Genomic DNA, 21,639 nt, shown 5'->3' with positions numbered 1-21,639 from the left:
GAATTATTTACCGCCAAACTGTTTCTGGTGCTCATCGAGGAACGCTTTCATCTCTTTCGGACCCTGGTAACCCGGCACGACATAACCGTTGCTCAGCACGATGGCAGGCGTTCCGGTCACGCCAAACTGCACGCCCAGCGCGTAGTGATTGGCAATGTCGATATCGCAGGAGGCTGGCTGAATGCCTTTACCGCTCATGGCATCATCAAAGGCTTTGTTGCGATCTTTCGCACACCAGATGGCCTTCATGTCCTGCTCAGGCTGGCTCTGCACGCCCGCCCGCGGGAAGGCGAGATAACGCACGGTGATCCCCAGCGCGTTGTAGTCTTTCATCTCTTCATGCAGTTTGTGGCAATAGCCGCAGGTGATGTCGGTGAACACGGTAATGACATGTTTTTCCTGCGCCGCTTTGTAGACGATCATCTCTTTTTCCAGCGCGTGCAGGTTCTTCATCAGCATCTGGTTAGTCACGTTGACCGGCTGGGCACCGCTTACGTCGTACAGCGGTCCCTGCAGGAAGTGCTTACCGTCTTCGGTGACGTACATTACGCCGCCGCTGGTCATCACGGTTTTCATCCCGGGAATTGGCGAAGGTTGAATCTCGCTCCCGGTGACGCCAAGCTTCGCCAGGGACTGTTTAATGGCCGCATCGTCAGCATGCGCCAGGCCGGATAATGAGGCTGCCAGCAGAGAGAAGAGCACTAAAGACTTTTTCATATTGGTTCCTGTTACAAGTCATCACGCACGTGGGTGATGCTGTTGGTGTAGCTGCCGCAGGCGTTCCGTCGCGACATGCGTGTAGATTTGCGTCGTTGAAAGGTCACTGTGCCCAAGCAGCATCTGAACCACGCGCAGGTCGGCGCCATGGTTCAGAAGATGGGTCGCAAAAGCGTGACGCAGAACGTGCGGCGAAAGTTTTTCACTGTCGATACCCGCCAGTGTGGCGTAATGTTTGATGCGATGCCAGAAGGTTTGACGCGTCATTTGCTGCGCACGCTGGCTCGGAAACAGCACATCAATGGAGGCACCGTTGAGCAACCACGGACGCCCATGCTGAAGATAGTTCTCCAGCCAGTACACCGCCTCTTCCCCCAGCGGCACCAGACGCTCCTTGTTGCCTTTCCCGATCACCCGCACTACGCCCTGACGCAGGCTGATATCGCTCATCGTCAGCCCGACCAGCTCAGAGACGCGCAGCCCCGTCGCGTACAGCACTTCAAGCATCGCTTTATCGCGTAACTCCAGCGGTTGGTCAACCACCGGCGACTGTAATAATCTCTCAACTTGTGCTTCGCTGAGATCCTTCGGCAGACGCTGGGGCAATTTTGGCGAGGCCAGCGCGGCGCTGGGATCGTCGGGACGTAATTTCTCACGATACAGATGCTGAAACAGACGCCGCATGGCGCTCAGCAGCCGGGCGGAACTGGTGGCTTTATAGCCCCCCTCCATGCGCTCGGCAAGCAGCGCCTGCAGATCGCCACTTTGGGCCGTGGCCAGGGCGAGATCATGATGGTGTAACCAGGCCACCAGCATCCCCAGATCGCGTCGGTAAGCACTGAGGGTATTTTCGGCAAGATTCTTCTCCAGCCACAGTGCATCGAGAAATTGCTCGATGAGTGCGAGATCCTTTTCCACGTCAGCCTCTTTCGTTCTGCAATGGGGGCATTATGCCTGAACGGGTCTTGTTTCTGGTACACTAGTTCGCAAAGTCATAGCAAGTATTGAGACATTTTAGCGATGAATATTGGTCTGTTTTATGGTTCCAGCACCTGCTACACCGAGATGGCCGCAGAGAAAATTCGCGACATTATTGGTCCGGAACTGGTCACCCTGCATAATCTCAAAGACGACGCCCCGACGATGATGGAGCAGTACGACGTGCTGATTCTGGGTATCCCAACCTGGGATTTTGGTGAACTGCAGGAAGACTGGGAAGCCATCTGGGATCAGCTTGATTCCCTGCAGCTGGAAGGCAAAATTATCGCGCTGTACGGCATGGGCGATCAGCTAGGCTACGGCGAGTGGTTCCTCGACGCGCTGGGGATGCTGCATGACAAGCTGGCGCCGAAAGGGGTGACCTTCATCGGCTACTGGCCGACAGAGGGCTATGAGTTTACCAGCAAGAAACCGATCATTGCCGACGGCCAGCTGTTTGTCGGGCTGGCCATCGATGAAACGAATCAATACGATCTGAGTGAAGAGCGCCTGCAAAACTGGTGCGAGCAGATCCTCGGCGAAATGGCGGAGCAGTTCAGCTAAACCCCTACCGCCCGTGCGTCGGTTGCTGCGAAAGCATCCGGCGCAGATCCCGCCACTCCCCTTCATCCATACTGTCTGCCGCCAGCCATAAATGCTGGTAGCGTTTCCCGTTGCCTTTGCGTAAGCGGAGCATCATGCCGGAATTGAGCATCCACGGCGTGCCGACAATCTCCCACTCGCTGCCCTGCCAGTGCAGGCGGGAATCCATGAACAGTTTGATTTCGCCCTGACGGGAATTGATGCGTCGTTGACTGCGTACGCTATCAAACACCACCAGCGACAGTAAGATTAACCATAATGGGGTGTAGCTCAGCGGCCATGGCATCAACAGAATGCAAGCCGCCACCAGGCCGTGGAGCAAAAGAGACATCCACTGGGCGCGCCACGAGACGCGTAAATCAGATTGCCACAGGACCACGTTCCCGATTCCGTGTTTGAATTAAAAGCACCATCCGTTGCAGTTCGGCGTCGGCGGGTTCGCCATGATTCATCAACCAGTTAAATAAATCAGGATCGTCGTTCTCCAGCAGGCGGATGAAGAGCTTTTTGTCCTCATCGCTCAGGGTGTCGTACTCGTATTCGAAGAACGGCATGATGGAGATATCGAGTTCGCGCATGCCGCGACGGCATGCCCAATGAATGCGGGCTTTGTTAGTAATGTCCATGTGCTTTTTCCTGCATAACGTTGAGTTCAGGCAGTGTTCCGTTCGTATCGGCTGAGAAAGAGGATCTACCGGGAAGAAACGGCTCTTAGTGTAACGTGTTTTTTGCTGTTTCATTACTGGAATATTGCGTTCCTGACGCATGCTTCCAGAAAAAACCACAACAAATACCGGTGTTCATCCGTTTTGCGGCGCGTTACGCAGAATGGCGCGAGGGCACGAATAGCCTGTTGAAACCGCTTGCAATGGCGACAGTCTCTTTTACCATTAGGCATTAACAAAGCGTTATGCAATTCAGGATCTCACTATGGCATTTACACCTTTTTCTCCGCGCCAGCCTGTCGCCTCTGCGCGTCTGCCGCTGACGCTTATGACTCTTGATGACTGGGCGCTGGCCACCCTCGTGGGGGCGGACAGCGAAAAGTACCTGCAGGGCCAGGTGACCGCTGACGTCAGCCAGATGACCGAACACCAGCATCTGTTGGCTGCGCACTGCGATCCAAAAGGCAAGATGTGGAGCAACCTGCGCCTCTTCCGCCGTCAGGACGGTTTTGCCCTGATCGAACGCCGCAGCCTGCGCGACGCCCAACTCACCGAGCTGAAAAAGTATGCGGTGTTCTCAAAAGTGACCATTGCTGCCGATGATGAGCTGGTGCTGCTGGGCGTGGCCGGGTTCCAGGCGCGCGCAGCGTTGAAAAACCTGTTCAGCGAACTGCCTGATGCCGAAAAACAGGTGACTAACGACGGTGCCACCTCGCTGCTGTGGTTTGAACACCCGGCGGAACGTTTCCTGCTGGTGACCGATGTCGCCACCGCAGAGCGCGTGACCCAGGCCCTGCGTGGCGAAGCTCAGCTGAATAACAGCCAGCAGTGGCTGGCGTTGAACATTGAAGCGGGCATCCCGGTAATCGACGCCGCTAACAGCGGGCAGTTTATTCCTCAGGCGACCAACCTGCAGGCGCTCGGCGGGATCAGCTTTAAAAAAGGCTGCTACACCGGCCAGGAGATGGTGGCTCGCGCGAAGTTCCGCGGTGCCAACAAACGTGCGCTGTGGTATCTGGCAGGCCAGGCCAGCCGTGTACCGGAAGCCGGTGAAGATCTGGAGCTGAAAATGGGTGAGAACTGGCGCCGGACCGGCACCGTGCTTGCTGCCGTTCAGCTCGACGATGGTCGCCTGCTGGTGCAGGCCGTCATGAATAATGATATGGAGCCGGACAGCGTGTTCCGCGTGCGCGAAGATGTGAATACCCTGAGCATCGAGCCGCTGCCGTATTCGCTGGAAGAGTGATGGTGTTAGTGCCGGGTGGCGGCTTCGCCTTACCCGGCCTACGAAACCCGTAGGCCCGTGCAAGCGCAGCACCGCCGGGCAAAAGCGGAATTAAACCTGCCCTACATACAAATAAATCGCCAGGAAATGGCAGACGCTGCCGCCCAGCACAAACCCGTGCCAGATCGCGTGGTTATAGGGGATGCGCTTGCAGACGTAAAAAATCACCCCCAGCGAATAGATAATTCCGCCGACCGCCAGCAAGGTCACTCCACCCGCCGCCAGTTTTACCGCCAGCTGATAAACCACAATCAGTGACAGCCAGCCCATGATCAGATAAGTCACCAGCGACAGCACCTTGAAACGGTGCGCGATGGTCAGCTTGAACAGGATCCCCAGCAGCGCCAGGCTCCAGATCACAATCATCAGCCCGCGCGCCAGCGGTGAACCCAGTCCCACCAGCAAAAACGGCGTATAGGTCCCGGCAATCAGCAGATAGATGGCGCAGTGGTCGAATTTTTTCAGCCAGATTTTGGCCCGCTGATGCGGAATGGCATGGTAAAGAGTGGACGCCAGGAACAGCAGAATCATGCTTCCGCCATACAGGCTGTAACTGGTGATCGCCAGCGCGCTGGCGTTGGTGTCGACGGCCTGAACGAGCAGCAATATCAGTCCGACGATGCCAAACACCAGACCGACTCCGTGACTAATACTGTTGGCTATTTCCTCAGCCAGCGAATATCCCTGTGCGGTTAATGGTTTGCTAACCATAGAGAACTCCGGGAAAACTTAAGTGAATAATGCATCACTGACTATGCTAACTGAGAATGATTTCAGTGAACACATGTTAGCTAAAATAAATATAATTTTAATATTTATTGAATATAATCATGATGTTGAATGATATTTTCAGCTAACAGCTGTTCGGAATAAAATCAAAGGCATTTAAAATCAATAACATAAAACTGAGTCTGACTCGGATAGATCTCCGCGATGACCCGCTTAAGTTCACCGAGGGTCATGTTCTCCTGCAGAGCATGCTTTTCGGTCAGCGTTTCCAGCGTCACGGTCGACGTGCCCGTCACCTCAATGGTGCAAAAGTAACCGTCATCTTCATAACGCCCCACCCGCAGAATATCACCCGCTTTAAAGTGCGCTTCGCTCTCATCGCGAATGGTAATGGTCTTACGCCCGGCCAGAATGTCATCCTGGAAGCGCTGAAAAAAAGTAATGTCGTTTGGCTGCATGGTATTATTCCCTGAAGATGAAGTCTGATGAGTGAGTTTAACCCCTGTGAGCATGTTCTCCCATTCCGCCATTGCCAGTCTTAATAATCTGGAGATGATGGTCTACAACACCGTCATCAAAAACCGTGACCAGGTGATGTACATGACCATTCGTGAACTGGCGGATGCGGCAGGGGTCTCCACCACTACCGTGCTGCGCTTTTGCCGCAAGCTGAAATGCGATGGGTATTCTGAATTCCGCGTGCGGTTTAAATTATATCTCGAACAAAACGAACCGCAGCAGGCCAATTTTGGCGCCAGCGAGATTATCAGTTTTTTCAAAAGCGTGAACAATGATGAATTTGATACGCTACTCAATAACGCCGTGGATATTATCTTATCCTCAGAGCGCATTATATTTGTCGGCGCTGGCACCTCGGGGTCACTGGCAAAATATGGCGCACGCTTCTTTTCCAATATTGGCAAATTCAGCAACCATATCGACGATCCTTATTTCCCGGTCACCAACGATATGGCGAAAAACGCGCTGGCAATTGTGCTCTCGGTCTCGGGCGAAACTGAAGAGATCCTGCGCTTCGCCAGCCAGTTCAGCCTGCATCACTGTAAGGTGCTCTCCATCACCAGCCACGAACATTCGCGTCTGGCAAAACTGGCGGACTTTAATCTCTCCTGGCATGTCCCGCAAACCCGTATCGGAGGCGTCTACGATATAACGACGCAAATCCCGGTGGTTTATATTCTTGAATCTCTGGGGCGCAAACTGGCGAAGAAATTAACGGAATAAAACACCCTGTTTTTTTGCCGTAACAAATCACAATTCCTGCAAATTGTTATATCGTGACTTTTTATTTCCCTTTGTTAGACTCAAAAATAAGTCAATTAATGAGATTAGCAAAGATGAAAAAACTCACCTTACCAAAAGACTTTTTATGGGGCGGCGCAGTGGCGGCGCACCAGGTTGAAGGCGGCTGGAACAAAGGCGGCAAAGGCCCGAGCATTTGTGACGTGCTGACCGGCGGCGCCCACGGCGTTCCGCGCGAAATCACTCAGGAAGTGATCGAAGGTAAATACTACCCGAACCATGAAGCCATCGACTTCCACGGCCACTATAAAGAAGACATCAAGCTGTTTGCCGAGATGGGCTTCAAATGCTTCCGCACCTCCATCGCCTGGACCCGTATCTTCCCGAAAGGTGACGAAACCCAGCCGAACGAAGAGGGGCTGAAGTTCTACGACGACATGTTCGATGAGCTGCTGAAGTACAACATCGAGCCGGTGATCACCCTCTCCCACTTCGAAATGCCCCTGCACCTGGTGCAGGAGTACGGCGGCTGGACCAACCGCAAGGTGGTCGATTTCTTCGTGAACTTCGCTGAAGTCGTGTTTGAGCGCTACAAGAGCAAGGTCAAATACTGGATGACCTTCAACGAGATTAACAACCAGCGCAACTGGCGTGCCCCGCTGTTCGGCTACTGCTGCTCCGGGGTGGTCTATACCGAGCATCAAAACCCGGAAGAGACCATGTACCAGGTGCTGCACCACCAGTTCGTGGCCAGCGCCCTGGCGGTGAAAGCCGCCCGTCGCATCAACCCGGAAATGAAAGTCGGCTGCATGCTGGCGATGGTGGCGCTCTATCCGTTCTCCTGCAAACCAGAAGACGTGATGTTTGCCCAGGAATCGATGCGCGAGCGCTATGTCTTTACCGACGTGCAGCTGCGCGGTTACTACCCGTCCTACGTGCTGAACGAGTGGGAGCGCCGCGGTTTCACCATCAACATGGAAGCCGGCGACGAGCAGATCCTGCGCGAAGGTACCTGTGACTACCTGGGCTTCAGCTACTACATGACTAACGCCGTGAAAGCGGAAGGCGGTACTGGCGATGCGATCTCCGGCTTCGAAGGCAGCGTCCCGAACCCGCACGTGAAGGCGTCGGACTGGGGCTGGCAGATCGACCCGGTCGGCCTGCGTTACGCCCTGTGTGAGCTGTATGAGCGCTATCAGAAGCCGCTGTTTATCGTCGAAAACGGTTTTGGCGCGTACGACAAAGTGGAAGAAGACGGCAGCATTAACGATGACTACCGTATCGACTACCTGCGCGCCCACGTCGAAGAGATGATGAAAGCGGTCACGTATGATGGCGTGGACCTGATGGGCTACACCCCGTGGGGCTGCATCGACTGCGTGTCGTTCACCACTGGTCAGTACAGCAAACGCTACGGCTTTATCTATGTGAACAAGCACGACGACGGTACCGGCGACATGTCCCGTTCGCGCAAGAAGAGTTTTGAGTGGTACAAAGCGGTGATTGCCAGCAACGGCGAGACGCTTTAAGTTTTAGCCCGGTGGCGCTACGCTTACCGGGCCTACGATTCGTGTAGGCCGGGTAAGGCGAAGCCGCCACCCGGCATTTATTTGCCGCCCGCTAACTCAATAAAACTGCCCGTCACGTACGACGCCTTCTCGCTCAGCAGCCAGACAATCGCCTGCGCCACCTCTTCAGGCTGGCCGCCGCGCTGCATCGGCAGCATCGACTTCACCCGATCCACACGTCCTGGCTCCCCGCCGGAGGCATGAATTTCGGTGTAGATCAGCCCCGGACGGACGCAGTTAACCCGAATGCCCTGCGCCGCCACTTCCAGCGCTAACCCGGTGGTAAGGGAGTCCACGGCCCCTTTCGACGCCGCGTAATCCACATACTCCCCCGGTGCGCCGAGTCGCGATGCCGCGGACGAGACGTTCACAATCGCCCCGCCTTTCCCACCATGTTTGTGTGACATGCGTTTTACCGCCTCACGGCAGCAGAGGAAATACCCGGTCACGTTAGTGGCCAGCACCCGGTTAATGCGCTCGGCAGAGAGATTTTCGATGGTGCTCTGCTCGAACAGAATGCCAGCGTTGTTAACCAGCGCCGTCAGCGGTTCACCTTCACGATCGAGGCTGTCAAACATCGCCATGACCTGGGCTTCATCACTGATATCTGCCCGCAGGGCAAAGGCTTTGCCGCCCTCTTTCACAATCTGCGCGATCACATCGGTCGCGGCTTTGATGTTGTGGTGATAATTCACCGCCACGGTGTAGCCTTCACGTGCCAGCTGAAGCGCGGTTGCTTTGCCAATTCCGCGGCTGGCGCCGGTAACAAGTGCGATTGCCATAAGAACCTCCAGAAACAAAAAAGCCGGGTGGCGCTGACGCTTACCCGGCCTACATGATTATGTTATAGCAGAACCGTTACTGGTATTCGCTCATCGGCACGCAGGAGCAGAACAGGTTACGGTCGCCGTAGACGTCATCAAGACGCTTCACGGTCGGCCAGTACTTGTTAGCCACGCCTGCCGGGAAGACCGCCAGCTCGCGGGAGTAAGCGTGATTCCACTCCGCCACCATCTCGTGCTGGGTGTGCGGGGCGTTGACCAGCGGGTTATCTTCCAGCGTCCATTCGCCATCCTGAACGCGGTCGATCTCCATGCGGATCGCCAGCATCGCGTCGATAAAGCGGTCCAGCTCAGCTTTGCTTTCGGATTCGGTTGGCTCAACCATCAGCGTGCCCGCGACCGGGAACGACATGGTTGGGGCATGGAAGCCGTAGTCGATCAGACGTTTGGCAATGTCCAGCTCGCTGATACCGGTCTGCTCTTTCAGCGGACGAATATCCAGAATACATTCGTGCGCCACGCGGCCATCGCGGCCGGTGTAGAGCACCGGGAAGGCAGACTTCAGACGGGTCGCGATGTAGTTGGCATTCAGGATCGCCACCTGGCTGGCCTGCTTCAGCCCTTCCGCGCCCATCATACGGATATACATCCAGCTGATTGGCAGAATGGAGGCGCTGCCGAACGGTGCCGCAGAGACCGCGCCCTGACGGGTCAGCATGCCTTCGATCTGCACCACGCTGTGGCCCGGTACGAACGGGGCCAGGTGTGCTTTCACACCGATTGGCCCCATACCCGGGCCGCCACCGCCGTGCGGAATGCAGAAGGTTTTATGCAGGTTCAGGTGCGACACATCCGCGCCGATAAAGCCTGGCGTGGTGATCCCCACCTGAGCGTTCATGTTGGCGCCATCGAGGTAAACCTGGCCGCCGTGCTGGTGCACGATCTCGCACACTTCACGGATGGTCTCTTCGTACACCCCGTGGGTAGACGGATAGGTCACCATGATGCAGGAGAGCTTATCGCTGGTCTGTTCTGCTTTGGCACGCAGGTCAGCCAGATCGATGTTGCCGTTTTTATCACAGGCCACAACCACCACTTCCATCCCCGCCATCTGGGCAGAGGCCGGGTTGGTGCCGTGGGCAGAGCTTGGGATCAGGCAGATATCGCGATGGCCTTCGTTGCGGCTCTCGTGATAGTGACGGATTGCCAGCAGGCCCGCGTACTCACCCTGCGCGCCGGAGTTCGGCTGCATGCAGAGGGCGTCGTAGCCGGTCAGTTTCACCAGCCAGTCGGAGAGCTGGTTAATCATCATATGGTAGCCTTCCGCCTGGTCGGCCGGGCAGAACGGGTGCAGCTCGGCGAATTCCGGCCAGGTGATCGGGATCATCTCGGCGGCGGCGTTCAGCTTCATGGTGCAGGAGCCCAGCGGGATCATCGCCTGGTTCAGGGCCAGATCCTTGCGCTCCAGGGAGTGCATGTAGCGCATCATCTCGGTTTCGCTGTGGTAGCGGTTAAACACCGGATGGGCGAGGATTGCGTCGTCGCGCAGCATGGTCGCCTGGATAGAGCGGCTGTCATGCGCCACCTCTTTATCGAGGGTATCCACATTCAGGCCGTGGTCGTCACCCAGCAGGACGTTGAACAGGACCTGAATATCTTCACGCGTGGTGGTCTCATCCAGGGTAATGCTCACCGCATTGAGGATATCGCTGCGCAGGTTAATCTCTGCGGCTTCGGCGCGCGCCAGCACCGCGGCTTTGTCAGCCACTTCAACACACAGGGTGTCAAAGAAGTGCGCGTGGCGCAGTTTTTGACCTTTCTGCTGCAGGCCGCAGGCAAGGATATCCGCCAGACGATGAATACGGCTGGCGATACGCTTCAGGCCAGCCGGGCCGTGGAAGACCGCATACAGGCTGGCGATATTGGCCAGCAGCACCTGAGAAGTACAGATGTTGGAGTTCGCTTTCTCACGACGGATGTGCTGCTCGCGAGTCTGCATCGCCATGCGCAGCGCGGTGTTACCGGCGGCATCTTTCGATACGCCGATAATGCGGCCTGGCATGGAGCGTTTGAATTCATCTTTGCCGGCAAAGAAGGCCGCGTGCGGACCGCCGTAGCCCATCGGCACGCCGAAGCGCTGCGCGGAGCCGAAGACGATGTCTGCGCCCTGTTTGCCCGGGGCCGTTAACAGCACCAGCGCCATAAAATCGGCCGCCACGCTGACAACAACTTTGCGCGCTTTCAGCTCGGCAATCAGGGTGCCGTAGTCGTGCACTTCACCGGTGGTGCCAACCTGCTGCAGCAGTACACCGAACACGTCCTGGTGATCCAGCACTTTATCAGCGTCATCAACAATCACCTCAAAACCAAAGGTCTCCGCACGGGTACGCACCACGTCGAGGGTTTGCGGGTGAACGTCGGCGGCAACGAAGAAGCGGTTTGCGTTCTTCAGTTTGCTGACGCGTTTTGCCATCGCCATCGCTTCTGCGGCAGCGGTGGCTTCATCCAGCAGCGAGGCCGAGGCGATATCCAGACCGGTCAGATCCAGGGTGACCTGCTGGAAGTTAAGCAGCGCTTCCAGACGGCCCTGAGACACTTCCGGCTGATATGGGGTGTAAGCGGTGTACCAGCCCGGGTTTTCCAGCATGTTACGCAGGATCACCGGCGGCAACTGCACGTTGGTGTAGCCCATGCCAATGTAAGACTTAAAGCGCTTGTTCAGGCTGGCAATGCCTTTCAGTTCTGCCAGCGCAGCGTATTCAGTGGTGGCTTCACCCACCTGCGGCGGCGTGTCGAGCTGAATATCTTTCGGCACGATCTGGCCGATCAAGGCGTTTAACGAATCCGCGCCAACCGTCTTCAGCATCTCCTGCTGTTGCTGAGCATCCGGCCCGATGTGACGTTCAATGAAGGCGCCACGGTTTTCAAGCTGGCTTAAAGTCTGTGTCATGAGCGATGGTTCCTGAAACGTGCAGTGAATCGTAGTTGTCTCTAACTCTGTTGCCCGGTGGCGCTAACGCTTACCGGGCCTACGCTGACCTGTAGGCCGGATAAGCGCAGCGCCATCCGGCACAACATTATTCGTCTTCTAACAGGGCTTCGTATGCAGTCGCATCCAGCAGAGCGGCAACTTCCGCTTCGTCGCTGGCTTTGATTTTGAAGATCCAGCCTTCGCCGTAGGGCTCGCTGTTCACCAGCTCCGGGGAGTCGCTCAGCGCGTCGTTTACCGCCACGATTTCGCCGCCCACTGGCGCATAGATATCAGAAGCGGCTTTAACAGATTCCGCCACGGCGCAGTCGTCGCCCGCGGTCACGGTCGCGCCCACTTCCGGCAGATCCACAAAGACCATGTCACCTAACAGCTCCTGAGCATGCTCGGTGATCCCAACGGTGTAAGTGCCGTCGGCTTCTTTGCGCAGCCACTCGTGTTCTTTGCTGTATTTCAGTTCTGCTGGCACATTGCTCATTGAATTTCTCCTGATAAAAATAATTAGGCGACCGGCTTACCGGCGCGAACAAAAATCGGTTTGGTCACGCGGACCGGCATTTCGCGGTTGCGGATCTGCACCACGGCAGTCTCGCCAATGCCCGCCGGCACACGCGCCAGCGCAATACTGTAGCCCAGCGTCGGAGAGAAGCTGCCGCTGGTGATAATGCCTTCGCAGTGGTTGCCATTGGCATCGGTGAAACGCACCGGCAGCTCGCCGCGCAGTACGCCTTTCTCGGTCATCACCAGGCCAACCAGCTGTTCGGTGCCCTTCTCACGCTGCATTTCCAGCGCTTCACGTCCGATAAAGTCGCGATCCGCCGGTTCCCATGCAATGGTCCAGCCCATGTTGGCCGCCAGCGGAGAGACGCCTTCGTCCATCTCCTGGCCATACAAATTCATGCCGGCTTCCAGACGCAGCGTATCGCGCGCCCCCAGACCGGCCGGCTTAACGCCCGCCTCGACCAGCGCACGCCAGAAATCGGCCGCTTTTTCATTCGGCATCGCAATTTCATAGCCCGCTTCACCGGTATACCCGGTGGTGGCAATAAACAGATCGCCCGCCTGCACGCCAAAGAACGGCTTCATGCCGTCGGTGGCCTGGCGCTGTTCATCAGTGAACAGGGATGCAGCTTTCGCCTGGGCGTTCGGACCCTGCACCGCGATCAGCGACAGGTCATCACGTACGGTGATGTCGATGGCGTAAGGTTCAGCGTGTTGGGTGATCCAGGCGAGGTCTTTTTCACGGGTGGCGGAGTTAACAACGAGGCGGAAGAAATCTTCGGTAAGGTAATAGACAATCAGGTCGTCAATTACGCCGCCGGAAGCATTCAGCATACCGGAATAGAGCGCTTTGCCCGGCTTCGTCAGTTTCGCCACGTCGTTCGCCAGCAGATAACGCAAAAACTCCCGGGTGCGGCTGCCGTGCAGATCGACAATGGTCATATGCGAGACGTCGAACATACCGGCATCGGTGCGCACCGCATGATGCTCATCAATCTGCGAACCATAATGCAGCGGCATCATCCAGCCATGGAAATCGACCATGCGTGCACCGCATAAGGTGTGTTGTTCGTACAAAGGCGTCTGTTGAGCCATCTTATCCTCGTTGAATGAGCTGGGCTGTCTTGCGTTTTATGCTGAAAAATTCACCATAAAACCCGGCATCGGCATCGCTCCCGGACGCCGACGCAAACGTTCTCTTTTCCCTGAAGTTACCACTGAAAACGGTGGTTAACCATAAGGGAAAATGGGTCATCACATTAGCTTATGGTCAAAAATGCCAGCAAAGCGTACAGAGTTATTCACTATAAAAATGCGAATCATTCCGCACAAAAGCAAAGTAACCTGAAGAAGATTTAGTACAAGAGGATATTTACTGCGGAAAAATGCGCGAAATTTCCGTAACATAAAAATCATTAGATTAGATAATCTAATGCGAAAAAGCGGGTGAAATTAGAATATTTCAAACGAGGGAATTTTCCCGGCCCACAGGCCGGGAAAATAAAGTGTGATGGGGATCTAAATTAGCGTAGCCAGTCCGGCAGATCGTTAAGACCCATCGCCTGACGCAGGAGTTGTGGTTTGACGCCCGGGAGGGTATCAGCCAGTTTCAGCCCGAGATCGCGCAGCAGTTTTTTGGCCGGATTGGCACCGGCAAAGAGTTCGCGGAACCCTTGCATGCCCGCCAGCATCATCGCAGCACTGTGCTTACGGCTGCGTTCGTATCGGCGCAGGTAAAGATGCTGCCCGATATCTTTACCCTCACGATGCAGACGACGCAGTTCATTCACCAGCTCGGCGGCATCCATAAAGCCCAGATTCACGCCCTGCCCGGCCAGCGGATGAATGGTGTGCGCGGCGTCACCCACCAGCGCCAGACGATGGGCGGCGAACTGGCGCGCATAGCGACCGGTTAACGGGAACACCTGGCGCTCGCTTTGGACGGTGCAGAGCCCCAGCCGGTTATCAAAGGCCACGCACAGGGCCTGATTGAACTCGTCGGCGGACGCCTCCTGCAGCTGCTGGGCCTTCTCGGGGGAAAGCGACCAGACGATCGAGCAGAGATGCGGATCGCTCAGCGGCAGGAAGGCGAGAATGCCATCATTATGGAAAATCTGCCGGGCTACAGCCTGGTGCGGCTCCGCGGTGCGGATGGTGGCGACCAGCGCATGATGGCGGTAGTCCCAGTATGTGAGTGGAATGTCGGCTTTGTTACGCAGCCAGGAGTTTGCCCCGTCGGCCCCTACCACCAGACGCGCGGTCAGCATGTCGCCGCTTTGCAGGGTAATAAAAGCATCGTTTTCGCCCCAGGCCACCTGCTGCAGCTGCGCGGGCGCAATCAGCGTCACGTCGCTGCACTGCTGCGCTTTCTGCCATAACGCATGGTGAATCACCGCGTTTTCAATGATATGGCCAAGATGGCTGTAGCCCATACTCTCATCATCAAAAGCGATATGCCCGAAGCTGTCTTTATCCCACACTTCCATGCCGTGATAGCAGCTGGCGCGTTGGGCGACGATCTCTGACCAGACGCCGATACGGGTCAGCAGCTTTTCACTGGCGGCGTTGATCGCTGAGACACGGAGCTCAGGCGGCGCATCGGAAGCGACAGGCTGAGGCTGTTTCTGCTCCAGTACCGCCACGCGCAGACCGCTGCCCTGCAGACCGCAGGCCAGCGCCAGTCCTACCATTCCGCCACCGACAATGGCAACATCAACATTCTGCACTTTGTTAACTCCTTAGCGAGCGACCCAACCGAGAGTCCTCTGCGCCAGCACATCGCGTGCCGGAATGAATAATTCCATCGCCATTAACCCCAGGTTACGCCCTGCCACCAGCGGTGCCCAGCGATTAGCAAACAGATGCACCAGCCCGTCGGTTACGCCGATGGTGGCCTCTTTATCTGCCTGACGTCGTTTCTGATACTGGCATAGCACCGGATACGCGCCGCAATCCTGCTGTCGGGCAAAGGCCTGCGCCAGCGTTTCGGCGAGGGTCATCACATCGCGCAGCCCGAGGTTAAAGCCCTGCCCGGCGATGGGGTGTAACGTCTGGGCCGCATTGCCCACCAGCGCGACGCGATGGGAGACAGCCTGCGACGCCGTGGTTAATGCTAAAGGATAGACCGAACGCTTCCCGGCATGGGTGATACGTCCCAGCCGCCAGCCAAAGGCTTTTTGCAGTTCGGTGCAGAAGCGTTCATCCGACCAGGCCTGCACCTCATCCGCTTTTTCCAGCGGATGGCACCAGACCAGCGAGCTACGCCCCTGCGACATCGGCAGCATGGCCAAAGGACCATGCTGGGTAAAACGTTCAAAGGCGCGGCCACGGTGTGGCTCGGCGGTGGCAACGTTGGCGATCACCGCCAGTTGGTGGTACGGCTGCTGCTGCCACTGGATGCCACACTGCTGGCCGAGCGCCGAACGGGAACCGTCGGCCGCCACCAGCAGTTGTCCCTCAAGGGTACTGCCGTCATCCAGCGTGACGCTGACCGAGTTTTCGCTGCGGGTGAAGTGTTCCACGCGCGCCGGGCAATGCAGCGTCACGCCAGGGGCATCCTGCAACAGGCGGAACAGGCGCAGACCTACGTCGTGCAGCTCCACCACCTGCCCCAGGGCATCAATACGATAATCCTGCGCCTCAAGGGTGACAAACCCGGCGTGGCCCCGATCGCTGACATGGACGGTTTCGATCGCGGTAGCGCAATCGGCAATCGCCTGCCAGATGCCGCTGCGGGCCAGCTGCTGGCAGGTGCCCTGCGCCAGGGCGATGGCGCGGCCATCAAACCCCGGATGACCGGCCGACTGCGGCGCCACGGCCTCCACCAGATGCACCGGAAGCTTGCCCTGGGTCAGCGTAGAAATCGCCAGCGCCAGGGTGGCGCCCGTCATGCCCCCGCCAACGATGATGATGCTCATTGGCGGGCCGCCGCCATCAGGGCTTCAATCTCGTCGGCGTTTTTCACCACCGACGCCGTGAGGTTTTCGTTACCGGATTCAGTGATCACGATGTCATCTTCGATACGAATACCGATCCCGCGATACTCGGCGGGCACGTCGGCATCCGGGGCGATATAGAGCCCCGGTTCAACGGTCAGCACCATTCCTGGCTCCAGCACGCGGGAACGTTCCGGGCCATACACGCCCACATCATGCACATCCAGCCCCAGCCAGTGGCTCAGGCCATGCATAAAGAAGGGACGGTGAGCGTTCTCTGCGATCAGCTGATCGACGTCGCCGTTGAGGATCCCCAGATCCACCAGGCCGCTGATCATAATGCGCACCACTTCGCCGGTGACCTCCTGAATGGAAGTGCCCGGGCGGAACAGCATCAGCGCGGTGTCCAGCGACTGCAGGACGATGTCGTAGATGGCGCGCTGGGCCGGGGTAAATTTGCCGTTGACCGGGAAGGTACGGGTGATATCCCCGGCATAGCCTTTAAATTCGCATCCGGCGTCGATCAGCACCAGATCGCCATCCCGCAGTTCAGACTCGTTTTCGGTGTAATGCAGAATGCAGCCGTTTTCACCGCCGCCAACGATGGTGTTATAGGCCGGGTAGCGAGCACCGTGGCGGGTAAATTCATGGTGAATTTCGCCTTCCAGCTGATACTCGAACATTCCCGGACAACATTTTTGCATCGCCCGGGTATGAGCCAGAGCGCTGATCTCGCCCGCGCGACGCATGACATCGAGCTCTTCTTCTGATTTAAACAGGCGAAGCTCGTGGACGGCGGGACGCCAGTCGGTGAGCGTTATCGGCGCTTTCAGATTTTGCCGGGAACCTTTGCGCAGCTTATCCAGCGCGGCAAAGACAATCTCATCGGCATAGGCGTATTCACCCTGCGCGTGGTAGACCACATCCAGGCCATTGAGCAGCTGGTAGAGTTGCTCGTTGATTTCGCTGAACGCGAGGGCGCGATCCACGCCCAGCTTTTCCGGTGCGGCCTGCTGGCCCAGACGGCGGCCAAACCAGATCTCGGCGGTGAGATCCCGAACGCGGTTAAACAGCACGCTGTGGTTATGGGTGTCGTGACTTTTGATCAGCACCAGCACCGACTCCGGCTCATTGAAGCCGGTGAAGTACCAGAAATCGCTGCTCTGGCGGTACGGATATTCGCTATCGTTGCTGCGCGTGGCTTCCGGTGCGGCAAAAATCAACGCGGCGCTGCCCGGCTGCATAGTGGCCAGCAGCGCCTGACGGCGGCGAAGGTACTCTTGCTGAGTCATGACACCCTCCTGGAATTGTTATTAGTGTAAGGTTGGTTTGCGCACTTCCGGCGCGGTCGGTTTTACGCGCGTAAAGGTATCGTGGCAAAGCAGCGACGCCACGCGCACATACTCAATGATCTCTTCCAGCGACATCTCCAGCTCTTCCTGATCTTCGTCTTCATCGTAGCCCAGCTGAGCGATGTTACGCAGATCGTCGATCGCTTCTCCGGCCTCGCCTGTCACTTTTTCCAGCTTAGGCTGCGTCACACCCAACCCAAGCAGGTAGTGATTGACCCAACCGGCCAGCGCATCGGCGCGATCGAACACGCTGACGTCGTCGCCGTCAGGCAGATAAAGCTGAAAAAGGAAGCCGTCGTCTTCCAGCGCATCGCTGGTTGCGCCATGCATGCTGCGCAACGCCTGGGCGAGGTCGTGCCCAAACGCCAGACCCTCGTTCGTCAGGTCGTGAACCAGCGGCAGCCATGAGCTGTCGTTGTTTCCACCACACAGCATCCCGCTGATCAGACCGTGCATTTCAGCCGGGGTTAAACCCACTCCCTGCTGGTTCAGTAACTGGCTGACATCGTTGTAACCAGGCATTTCGTTCTGCATAGACATGCTCATTCGTCATCAAAGGGAGGAATATTCATGATATGCTACCACTTTGGACCCTGGTGAACCAGAATAGGGCTTGTTTCTACACGCCAGGGTAGCTATAGTGTCGCCCCTTCGCAGCCCCCGGTAGCGGAAGTGAAGGCAGCGCAGTCAAACAGCAGGAAGGTGGCATGTCTGCACAACCCGTCGATATCCAAATTTTTGGCCGTTCGCTGCGAGTGAATTGTCCGCCTGAACAAAGGGATGCTTTGAATCAGGCTGCGGATGATTTGAATCAGCGGTTGCAAGATTTAAAAGAACGCACTAGAGTCACAAATACTGAGCAGCTGGTCTTCATCGCCGCGTTGAACATCAGTTATGAACTGGCTCAGGAAAAAGCGAAGACCCGCGATTACGCGGCGAGCATGGAACAACGCATTAAAATGCTCCAGCAGACCATTGAACAGGCGTTGCTTGATCAGGGTCGAATTACAGACAGACCGGGGCAAAACTTTGAATAACACTTCGTGGTCTACTATGGTAGAGTGACCCTGAAGGAAAAATTTCTCTGAGATGTTCGCATGCGGGCCAGTCCCCTGAGCCGATATTTCATACCACAAGAATGTGGCGCTCCATGGTTGGTGAGCATGCTCGGTTCGTCCGAGAAGCCTTAAAACTATGACGACACATTCACCTTGAACCAAGGGTTCAAGGGTTACAGCCTGCGGCGGCATCTCGGAGATTCCCTCACTTTTCTACCCAGCGACTACCATGACGCAACTTCCTGAAGTCCCTGCCTCTCGTCAACACATTCGTCAGTTTATCCGTCAGCAACGCCGAGCCTTAACATCCGAACAGCAAGCCCATTTCGCGCAGCAAGCCGCGGCACGCATGATGGCTTATCCACCCGTTGTGATGGCGCATACTGTCGCCCTGTTTCTCTCCTTTGATGGCGAACTCGATACCCAACCGCTGATCGATGAGCTCTGGCGCACCGGGAAAAAGGTCTACCTGCCGGTACTTCACCCGTTCAGCCCGGGGAACTTGCTGTTTCTCAACTACCATCCTCACAGCGAGCTGGTGGTGAATCGTCTGAAAATCACCGAACCTAAGCTGGATGTGCGTGACGTGCTGCCGCTGGATCAGCTGGACGTACTGGTGACGCCGCTGGTGGCATTTGATGAGAGCGGACAGCGTTTGGGTATGGGCGGAGGTTTTTACGATCGCACTCTGCAAAACTGGCAGCAGCACGGCTTACAGCCCGTGGGCTATGCCCATGATTGTCAGCGCGTGGACGCGTTACCGGTAGAGAAATGGGATATTCCGCTGCCTGCGGTGGTGACGCCCAGCAAAATCTGGCTCTGGTAGAATAAAGCCGGGTGGCGGCTACGCCTTACCCGGCCTACATAAACCCTCGGACTTTGTAGGTCGGGTAAGCGCAAGCGCCACCCGACAACACAAACCGCACAATCAATACAGCAGACGCGCGCGAATCGTGCCTTGAATAGCCTTCATCCCCTGCAGCGCTTTCTCTGCAACGTCTTCATCCGCTTCGATATCGATAACCACATAACCCATCTGGGCGTTAGTTTGCAGATACTGTGCGGCGATGTTCACGCCCTGCTCAGCGAAGATCTGGTTAATGGCCGTCAGCACGCCCGGACGGTTTTCGTGGATGTGCAGCAGACGACGTCCGCCGTGCAGCGGCAGAGAGACTTCCGGGAAGTTGACCGCCGACAGGGTTGAGCCGTTGTCAGAGTATTTGCTCAGCTTACCGGCCACTTCGAGACCAATGTTTTCCTGCGCTTCCTGAGTAGAGCCCCCGATGTGCGGAGTCAGGATCACGTTGTCGAACTCACACAGCGGCGAGGTGAACGGATCGCTGTTGGTCGCCGGTTCGGTCGGGAAGACATCGATGGCAGCACCCGCCAGATGTTTGCTTTTCAGGGCTTCGCACAGCGCCGGGATATCCACTACCGTACCGCGCGCGGCGTTGATCAGCAGCGAGCCCGGCTTCATCAGCGCCAGCTCTTCTGCACCCATCATGTTTTTGGTGGAGGCGTTTTCCGGCACGTGCAGGCTCACGACATCGCTCATGTTGAGCAGGTCGGAGAGATGCTGAACCTGAGTGGCATTCCCCAGCGGCAACTTGTTTTCGATATCGTAGAAGAAGACGTGCATCCCCAGCGATTCCGCCAGAATGCCCAGCTGCGTGCCGATGTGGCCGTAGCCGATAATACCCAGCTTTTTACCACGCGCTTCGAAAGAGCCGGATGCCAGTTTATTCCAGATCCCGCGGTGGGCCTTGGCGTTAGCCTCAGGGATGCCGCGCAGCAGCAGCAGGAGTTCACCGATCACCAGCTCCGCCACGGAACGGGTATTGGAGAATGGCGCGTTGAATACCGGGATACCGCGCTTCGCAGCAGCATTGAGATCGACCTGGTTGGTACCGATACAGAAGCAGCCAATCGCAACCAGTTTTTCTGCTGCGGCAATAACGTCTTCAGTCAGGTGGGTACGGGATCGCAGGCCAATGAAGTGGGCGTCACGGATCGACTCTTTCAGCTGTTCGGTATCCAGCGCGCCTTTGTGAAATTCGATGTTGGTGTAACCTGCCGCACGAAGGTTATCCAGTGCTTTCTGATGCACCCCTTCGACCAGCAGAAATTTAATCTTGTCTTTCTCCAGTGATACCTTTGCCATTTCCCCGACCCTGTCTGATTGTCTGAACTGTTGTTGTGCTGGATTGAAATCCGCTCCAGCCAACATATCAAAAAAAACTATTGCAGCAATATGAACGTTTGCGTCGGGACTCTGAAGAAATGTCATACAGCGCCAATTGGCAGTGAAATATGCTGTGGAGGAATACGAAAGCGGCAGGATCGTCAGGAGAGAATTAGAAATGTGACACAAGTCACCGAATATCGCTGTTGCAAAAAAAGTTAGCGGGGGGAGGCTCCCCCCGTCAGATCATTTCACGATGGTTTTGACGCCATCGGCAGTGCCGATCAGCGCGACGTCCGCGCCACGATTGGCGAATAACCCTACGGTGACCACGCCTGGCAGACCATTGATGGCATTCTCCAGCGCCACGGCGTCGAGGATCTCCAGACCGTGAACATCCAGAATCACGTTCCCGTTATCCGTCACCACGCCCTGACGGTATTCCGGGCGGCCACCCAGTTTCACCAGCTCGCGGGCAACCGCACTGCGCGCCATCGGGATCACTTCAACCGGCAGCGGGAAGTTGCCGAGGATATCGACCTGCTTGGAGGCATCGGCGATACAGATAAACTTGTCCGCCACGGAGGCGATGATTTTCTCGCGCGTCAGCGCCGCGCCACCGCCCTTGATCATCTGCATATGGCCGTTGATCTCATCCGCGCCGTCGACGTAGATCCCCAGACGGTCAACGTCGTTGAGATCGAAAACGGTGATCCCCAGGCTTTTCAGCTTTTCCGTGGAGGCATCGGAGCTGGAAACCGCGCCCTCGATCTGGCCTTTCATGGTGCCCAGCGCATCAATAAAGTGTGCTGCCGTTGACCCTGTGCCCACGCCGACAATGGTACCCGGCTGTACATACTGGAGAGCGGCCCATCCTACTGCTTTTTTCAGTTCATCCTGCGTCATGATCTCGTGCCCGTGATGATTTTGCGTGACGCGCATTATAGAGCATTCGCCTGCGCCATGTGATCTGCGAGGTCACCAATTTCGTCTGTATCAAACATAAATTTATGTCATAGTGCGAAGTATTGAATT

At 56.6% G+C, this 21,639-nt stretch carries 22 protein-coding genes and 1 other RNA gene; 7 read left to right on the top strand and 16 right to left on the bottom strand.

Features of this window, described 5'->3' with window-relative positions; translation table 11 throughout:
- Positions 1–3: 3 nt before the first annotated feature.
- Together dsbC and xerD are read right to left on the bottom strand one after the other, a co-directional pair.
- Entirely contained in the window at positions 4–717 is a 714-nt protein-coding gene (dsbC, locus tag LG383_RS00870) for a bifunctional protein-disulfide isomerase/oxidoreductase DsbC (protein WP_106994385.1), read from the bottom strand.
- 21 nt (positions 718–738) lie between these two features.
- Positions 739–1,635, bottom strand: coding sequence for a site-specific tyrosine recombinase XerD (gene xerD, locus LG383_RS00865; RefSeq protein WP_106994384.1), 897 nt, complete (start codon positions 1,633–1,635; stop codon positions 739–741).
- A gap of 102 nt (positions 1,636–1,737) precedes the next feature.
- Here xerD and fldB point away from each other — a divergent pair, with 102 nt between their 5' ends.
- A complete protein-coding gene (gene fldB / locus LG383_RS00860) occupies positions 1,738–2,259 on the top strand; it encodes a flavodoxin FldB (RefSeq protein ID WP_106994383.1) in 522 nt (173 codons plus the stop codon).
- A gap of 4 nt (positions 2,260–2,263) precedes the next feature.
- On the opposite strand, the gene LG383_RS00855 is transcribed toward fldB, so the two are convergent.
- Both LG383_RS00855 and sdhE read right to left on the bottom strand, forming a co-directional pair.
- Entirely contained in the window at positions 2,264–2,677 is a 414-nt protein-coding gene (locus LG383_RS00855) for a protein YgfX (protein ID WP_225758116.1), read from the bottom strand.
- On the bottom strand, positions 2,658–2,924 hold the full coding sequence (gene sdhE / locus LG383_RS00850; protein ID WP_032613860.1) for an FAD assembly factor SdhE: 267 nt from the start codon (positions 2,922–2,924) through the stop codon (positions 2,658–2,660). Before sdhE ends, LG383_RS00855 begins: the two co-directional genes overlap by 20 nt.
- 304 nt (positions 2,925–3,228) lie before the next feature.
- Here sdhE and ygfZ point away from each other — a divergent pair, with 304 nt between their 5' ends.
- Positions 3,229–4,209: a tRNA-modifying protein YgfZ gene (gene ygfZ, locus LG383_RS00845; protein ID WP_166183879.1), complete on the top strand. Its 981-nt coding sequence runs from the start codon at positions 3,229–3,231 to the stop codon at positions 4,207–4,209.
- A gap of 90 nt (positions 4,210–4,299) precedes the next feature.
- Here the strand turns inward: ygfZ and LG383_RS00840 are convergent, their stop codons facing one another.
- On the bottom strand, positions 4,300–4,959 hold the full coding sequence (locus tag LG383_RS00840; RefSeq protein WP_225758115.1) for a hemolysin III family protein: 660 nt from the start codon (positions 4,957–4,959) through the stop codon (positions 4,300–4,302).
- 164 nt (positions 4,960–5,123) lie between these two features.
- Complete coding sequence (gene yqfB / locus LG383_RS00835) at positions 5,124–5,435, bottom strand: N(4)-acetylcytidine aminohydrolase (RefSeq protein ID WP_225758114.1); 312 nt, start codon at positions 5,433–5,435, stop codon at positions 5,124–5,126.
- A 52-nt stretch (positions 5,436–5,487) separates the two neighbouring features.
- On the opposite strand from yqfB, the gene LG383_RS00830 reads away from it, so the two are divergent.
- Together LG383_RS00830 and bglA are read left to right on the top strand one after the other, a co-directional pair.
- Entirely contained in the window at positions 5,488–6,219 is a 732-nt protein-coding gene (locus LG383_RS00830; protein WP_225759490.1) for a MurR/RpiR family transcriptional regulator, read from the top strand.
- A gap of 113 nt (positions 6,220–6,332) precedes the next feature.
- Positions 6,333–7,766, top strand: a complete 1,434-nt coding sequence (gene bglA, locus LG383_RS00825; protein ID WP_225758113.1) for a 6-phospho-beta-glucosidase BglA — start codon at positions 6,333–6,335, stop codon at positions 7,764–7,766.
- 77 nt (positions 7,767–7,843) lie between these two features.
- Here the strand turns inward: bglA and LG383_RS00820 are convergent, their stop codons facing one another.
- From LG383_RS00820 to LG383_RS00785, 8 genes are all read right to left on the bottom strand, one after another.
- Complete coding sequence (locus tag LG383_RS00820) at positions 7,844–8,587, bottom strand: SDR family oxidoreductase (RefSeq protein ID WP_225758112.1); 744 nt, start codon at positions 8,585–8,587, stop codon at positions 7,844–7,846.
- 76 nt (positions 8,588–8,663) lie between these two features.
- Positions 8,664–11,537, bottom strand: coding sequence for an aminomethyl-transferring glycine dehydrogenase (gene gcvP, locus LG383_RS00815; protein WP_106994376.1), 2,874 nt, complete (start codon positions 11,535–11,537; stop codon positions 8,664–8,666).
- Between the two features lie 127 nt (positions 11,538–11,664).
- The gene (gene gcvH, locus LG383_RS00810; RefSeq protein ID WP_039029826.1) at positions 11,665–12,054 is read right to left on the bottom strand and encodes a glycine cleavage system protein GcvH; all 390 of its coding nucleotides are present in this window, start codon (positions 12,052–12,054) and stop codon (positions 11,665–11,667) included.
- Between the two features lie 23 nt (positions 12,055–12,077).
- Positions 12,078–13,172 (bottom strand): glycine cleavage system aminomethyltransferase GcvT, encoded by a 1,095-nt coding sequence (gene gcvT, locus LG383_RS00805; protein WP_225758111.1) that lies wholly within the window; start codon positions 13,170–13,172, stop codon positions 12,078–12,080.
- A gap of 428 nt (positions 13,173–13,600) precedes the next feature.
- Entirely contained in the window at positions 13,601–14,803 is a 1,203-nt protein-coding gene (ubiI, locus tag LG383_RS00800) for an FAD-dependent 2-octaprenylphenol hydroxylase (protein WP_225758110.1), read from the bottom strand.
- A 12-nt stretch (positions 14,804–14,815) separates the two neighbouring features.
- Positions 14,816–15,994, bottom strand: a complete 1,179-nt coding sequence (gene ubiH / locus LG383_RS00795) for a 2-octaprenyl-6-methoxyphenyl hydroxylase (protein WP_106994373.1) — start codon at positions 15,992–15,994, stop codon at positions 14,816–14,818.
- Positions 15,991–17,304, bottom strand: coding sequence for a Xaa-Pro aminopeptidase (gene pepP, locus LG383_RS00790; RefSeq protein WP_225758109.1), 1,314 nt, complete (start codon positions 17,302–17,304; stop codon positions 15,991–15,993). The genes ubiH and pepP overlap by 4 nt, the downstream gene beginning before the upstream one ends.
- Positions 17,305–17,325: 21 nt before the next feature.
- Entirely contained in the window at positions 17,326–17,904 is a 579-nt protein-coding gene (locus LG383_RS00785; RefSeq protein WP_146145529.1) for a YecA family protein, read from the bottom strand.
- A gap of 167 nt (positions 17,905–18,071) precedes the next feature.
- Here LG383_RS00785 and zapA point away from each other — a divergent pair, with 167 nt between their 5' ends.
- The 3 genes from zapA to LG383_RS00770 all read left to right on the top strand — a co-directional run bounded on the left by zapA (position 18,072) and on the right by LG383_RS00770 (position 19,248).
- The gene (gene zapA / locus LG383_RS00780) at positions 18,072–18,401 is read left to right on the top strand and encodes a cell division protein ZapA (protein WP_032613890.1); all 330 of its coding nucleotides are present in this window, start codon (positions 18,072–18,074) and stop codon (positions 18,399–18,401) included.
- 41 nt (positions 18,402–18,442) lie between these two features.
- Positions 18,443–18,626, top strand: a non-coding RNA gene (gene ssrS, locus LG383_RS00775) — 6S RNA.
- 25 nt (positions 18,627–18,651) lie between these two features.
- Positions 18,652–19,248, top strand: coding sequence for a 5-formyltetrahydrofolate cyclo-ligase (locus tag LG383_RS00770; protein ID WP_225758108.1), 597 nt, complete (start codon positions 18,652–18,654; stop codon positions 19,246–19,248).
- Between the two features lie 102 nt (positions 19,249–19,350).
- On the opposite strand, the gene serA is transcribed toward LG383_RS00770, so the two are convergent.
- Both serA and rpiA read right to left on the bottom strand, forming a co-directional pair.
- Complete coding sequence (gene serA / locus LG383_RS00765) at positions 19,351–20,583, bottom strand: phosphoglycerate dehydrogenase (protein ID WP_225758107.1); 1,233 nt, start codon at positions 20,581–20,583, stop codon at positions 19,351–19,353.
- A 267-nt stretch (positions 20,584–20,850) separates the two neighbouring features.
- On the bottom strand, positions 20,851–21,510 hold the full coding sequence (gene rpiA, locus LG383_RS00760) for a ribose-5-phosphate isomerase RpiA (protein WP_166185451.1): 660 nt from the start codon (positions 21,508–21,510) through the stop codon (positions 20,851–20,853).
- Between the last annotated feature and the right edge of the window lie 129 nt (positions 21,511–21,639).

The organism is Leclercia sp. Marseille-Q4284 (assembly GCF_916618945.1).
Lineage (GTDB): Bacteria > Pseudomonadota > Gammaproteobacteria > Enterobacterales > Enterobacteriaceae > Enterobacter > Enterobacter tamurae.
The sequence above is the reverse complement of the archived record's forward strand: the minus strand, read 5'-3'. Positions and strand labels throughout refer to the sequence as shown.

What these genes read in the sequence shown, in the direction of transcription:
- dsbC (WP_106994385.1), bottom strand. Translation starts at nt 717, where the DNA reads ATGAAAAAGTCTTTAGTGCTCTTCTCTCTGCTGGCAGCCTCATTATCC.
- fldB (WP_106994383.1), top strand. Translation starts at nt 1,738, where the DNA reads ATGAATATTGGTCTGTTTTATGGTTCCAGCACCTGCTACACCGAGATG.
- sdhE (WP_032613860.1), bottom strand. Translation starts at nt 2,924, where the DNA reads ATGGACATTACTAACAAAGCCCGCATTCATTGGGCATGCCGTCGCGGC.
- ygfZ (WP_166183879.1), top strand. Translation starts at nt 3,229, where the DNA reads ATGGCATTTACACCTTTTTCTCCGCGCCAGCCTGTCGCCTCTGCGCGT.
- LG383_RS00840 (WP_225758115.1), bottom strand. Translation starts at nt 4,959, where the DNA reads ATGGTTAGCAAACCATTAACCGCACAGGGATATTCGCTGGCTGAGGAA.
- yqfB (WP_225758114.1), bottom strand. Translation starts at nt 5,435, where the DNA reads ATGCAGCCAAACGACATTACTTTTTTTCAGCGCTTCCAGGATGACATT.
- LG383_RS00830 (WP_225759490.1), top strand. Translation starts at nt 5,488, where the DNA reads ATGTTCTCCCATTCCGCCATTGCCAGTCTTAATAATCTGGAGATGATG.
- bglA (WP_225758113.1), top strand. Translation starts at nt 6,333, where the DNA reads ATGAAAAAACTCACCTTACCAAAAGACTTTTTATGGGGCGGCGCAGTG.
- LG383_RS00820 (WP_225758112.1), bottom strand. Translation starts at nt 8,587, where the DNA reads ATGGCAATCGCACTTGTTACCGGCGCCAGCCGCGGAATTGGCAAAGCA.
- gcvP (WP_106994376.1), bottom strand. Translation starts at nt 11,537, where the DNA reads ATGACACAGACTTTAAGCCAGCTTGAAAACCGTGGCGCCTTCATTGAA.
- gcvH (WP_039029826.1), bottom strand. Translation starts at nt 12,054, where the DNA reads ATGAGCAATGTGCCAGCAGAACTGAAATACAGCAAAGAACACGAGTGG.
- gcvT (WP_225758111.1), bottom strand. Translation starts at nt 13,172, where the DNA reads ATGGCTCAACAGACGCCTTTGTACGAACAACACACCTTATGCGGTGCA.
- ubiH (WP_106994373.1), bottom strand. Translation starts at nt 15,994, where the DNA reads ATGAGCATCATCATCGTTGGCGGGGGCATGACGGGCGCCACCCTGGCG.
- pepP (WP_225758109.1), bottom strand. Translation starts at nt 17,304, where the DNA reads ATGACTCAGCAAGAGTACCTTCGCCGCCGTCAGGCGCTGCTGGCCACT.
- LG383_RS00785 (WP_146145529.1), bottom strand. Translation starts at nt 17,904, where the DNA reads ATGTCTATGCAGAACGAAATGCCTGGTTACAACGATGTCAGCCAGTTA.
- zapA (WP_032613890.1), top strand. Translation starts at nt 18,072, where the DNA reads ATGTCTGCACAACCCGTCGATATCCAAATTTTTGGCCGTTCGCTGCGA.
- LG383_RS00770 (WP_225758108.1), top strand. Translation starts at nt 18,652, where the DNA reads ATGACGCAACTTCCTGAAGTCCCTGCCTCTCGTCAACACATTCGTCAG.
- serA (WP_225758107.1), bottom strand. Translation starts at nt 20,583, where the DNA reads ATGGCAAAGGTATCACTGGAGAAAGACAAGATTAAATTTCTGCTGGTC.
- rpiA (WP_166185451.1), bottom strand. Translation starts at nt 21,510, where the DNA reads ATGACGCAGGATGAACTGAAAAAAGCAGTAGGATGGGCCGCTCTCCAG.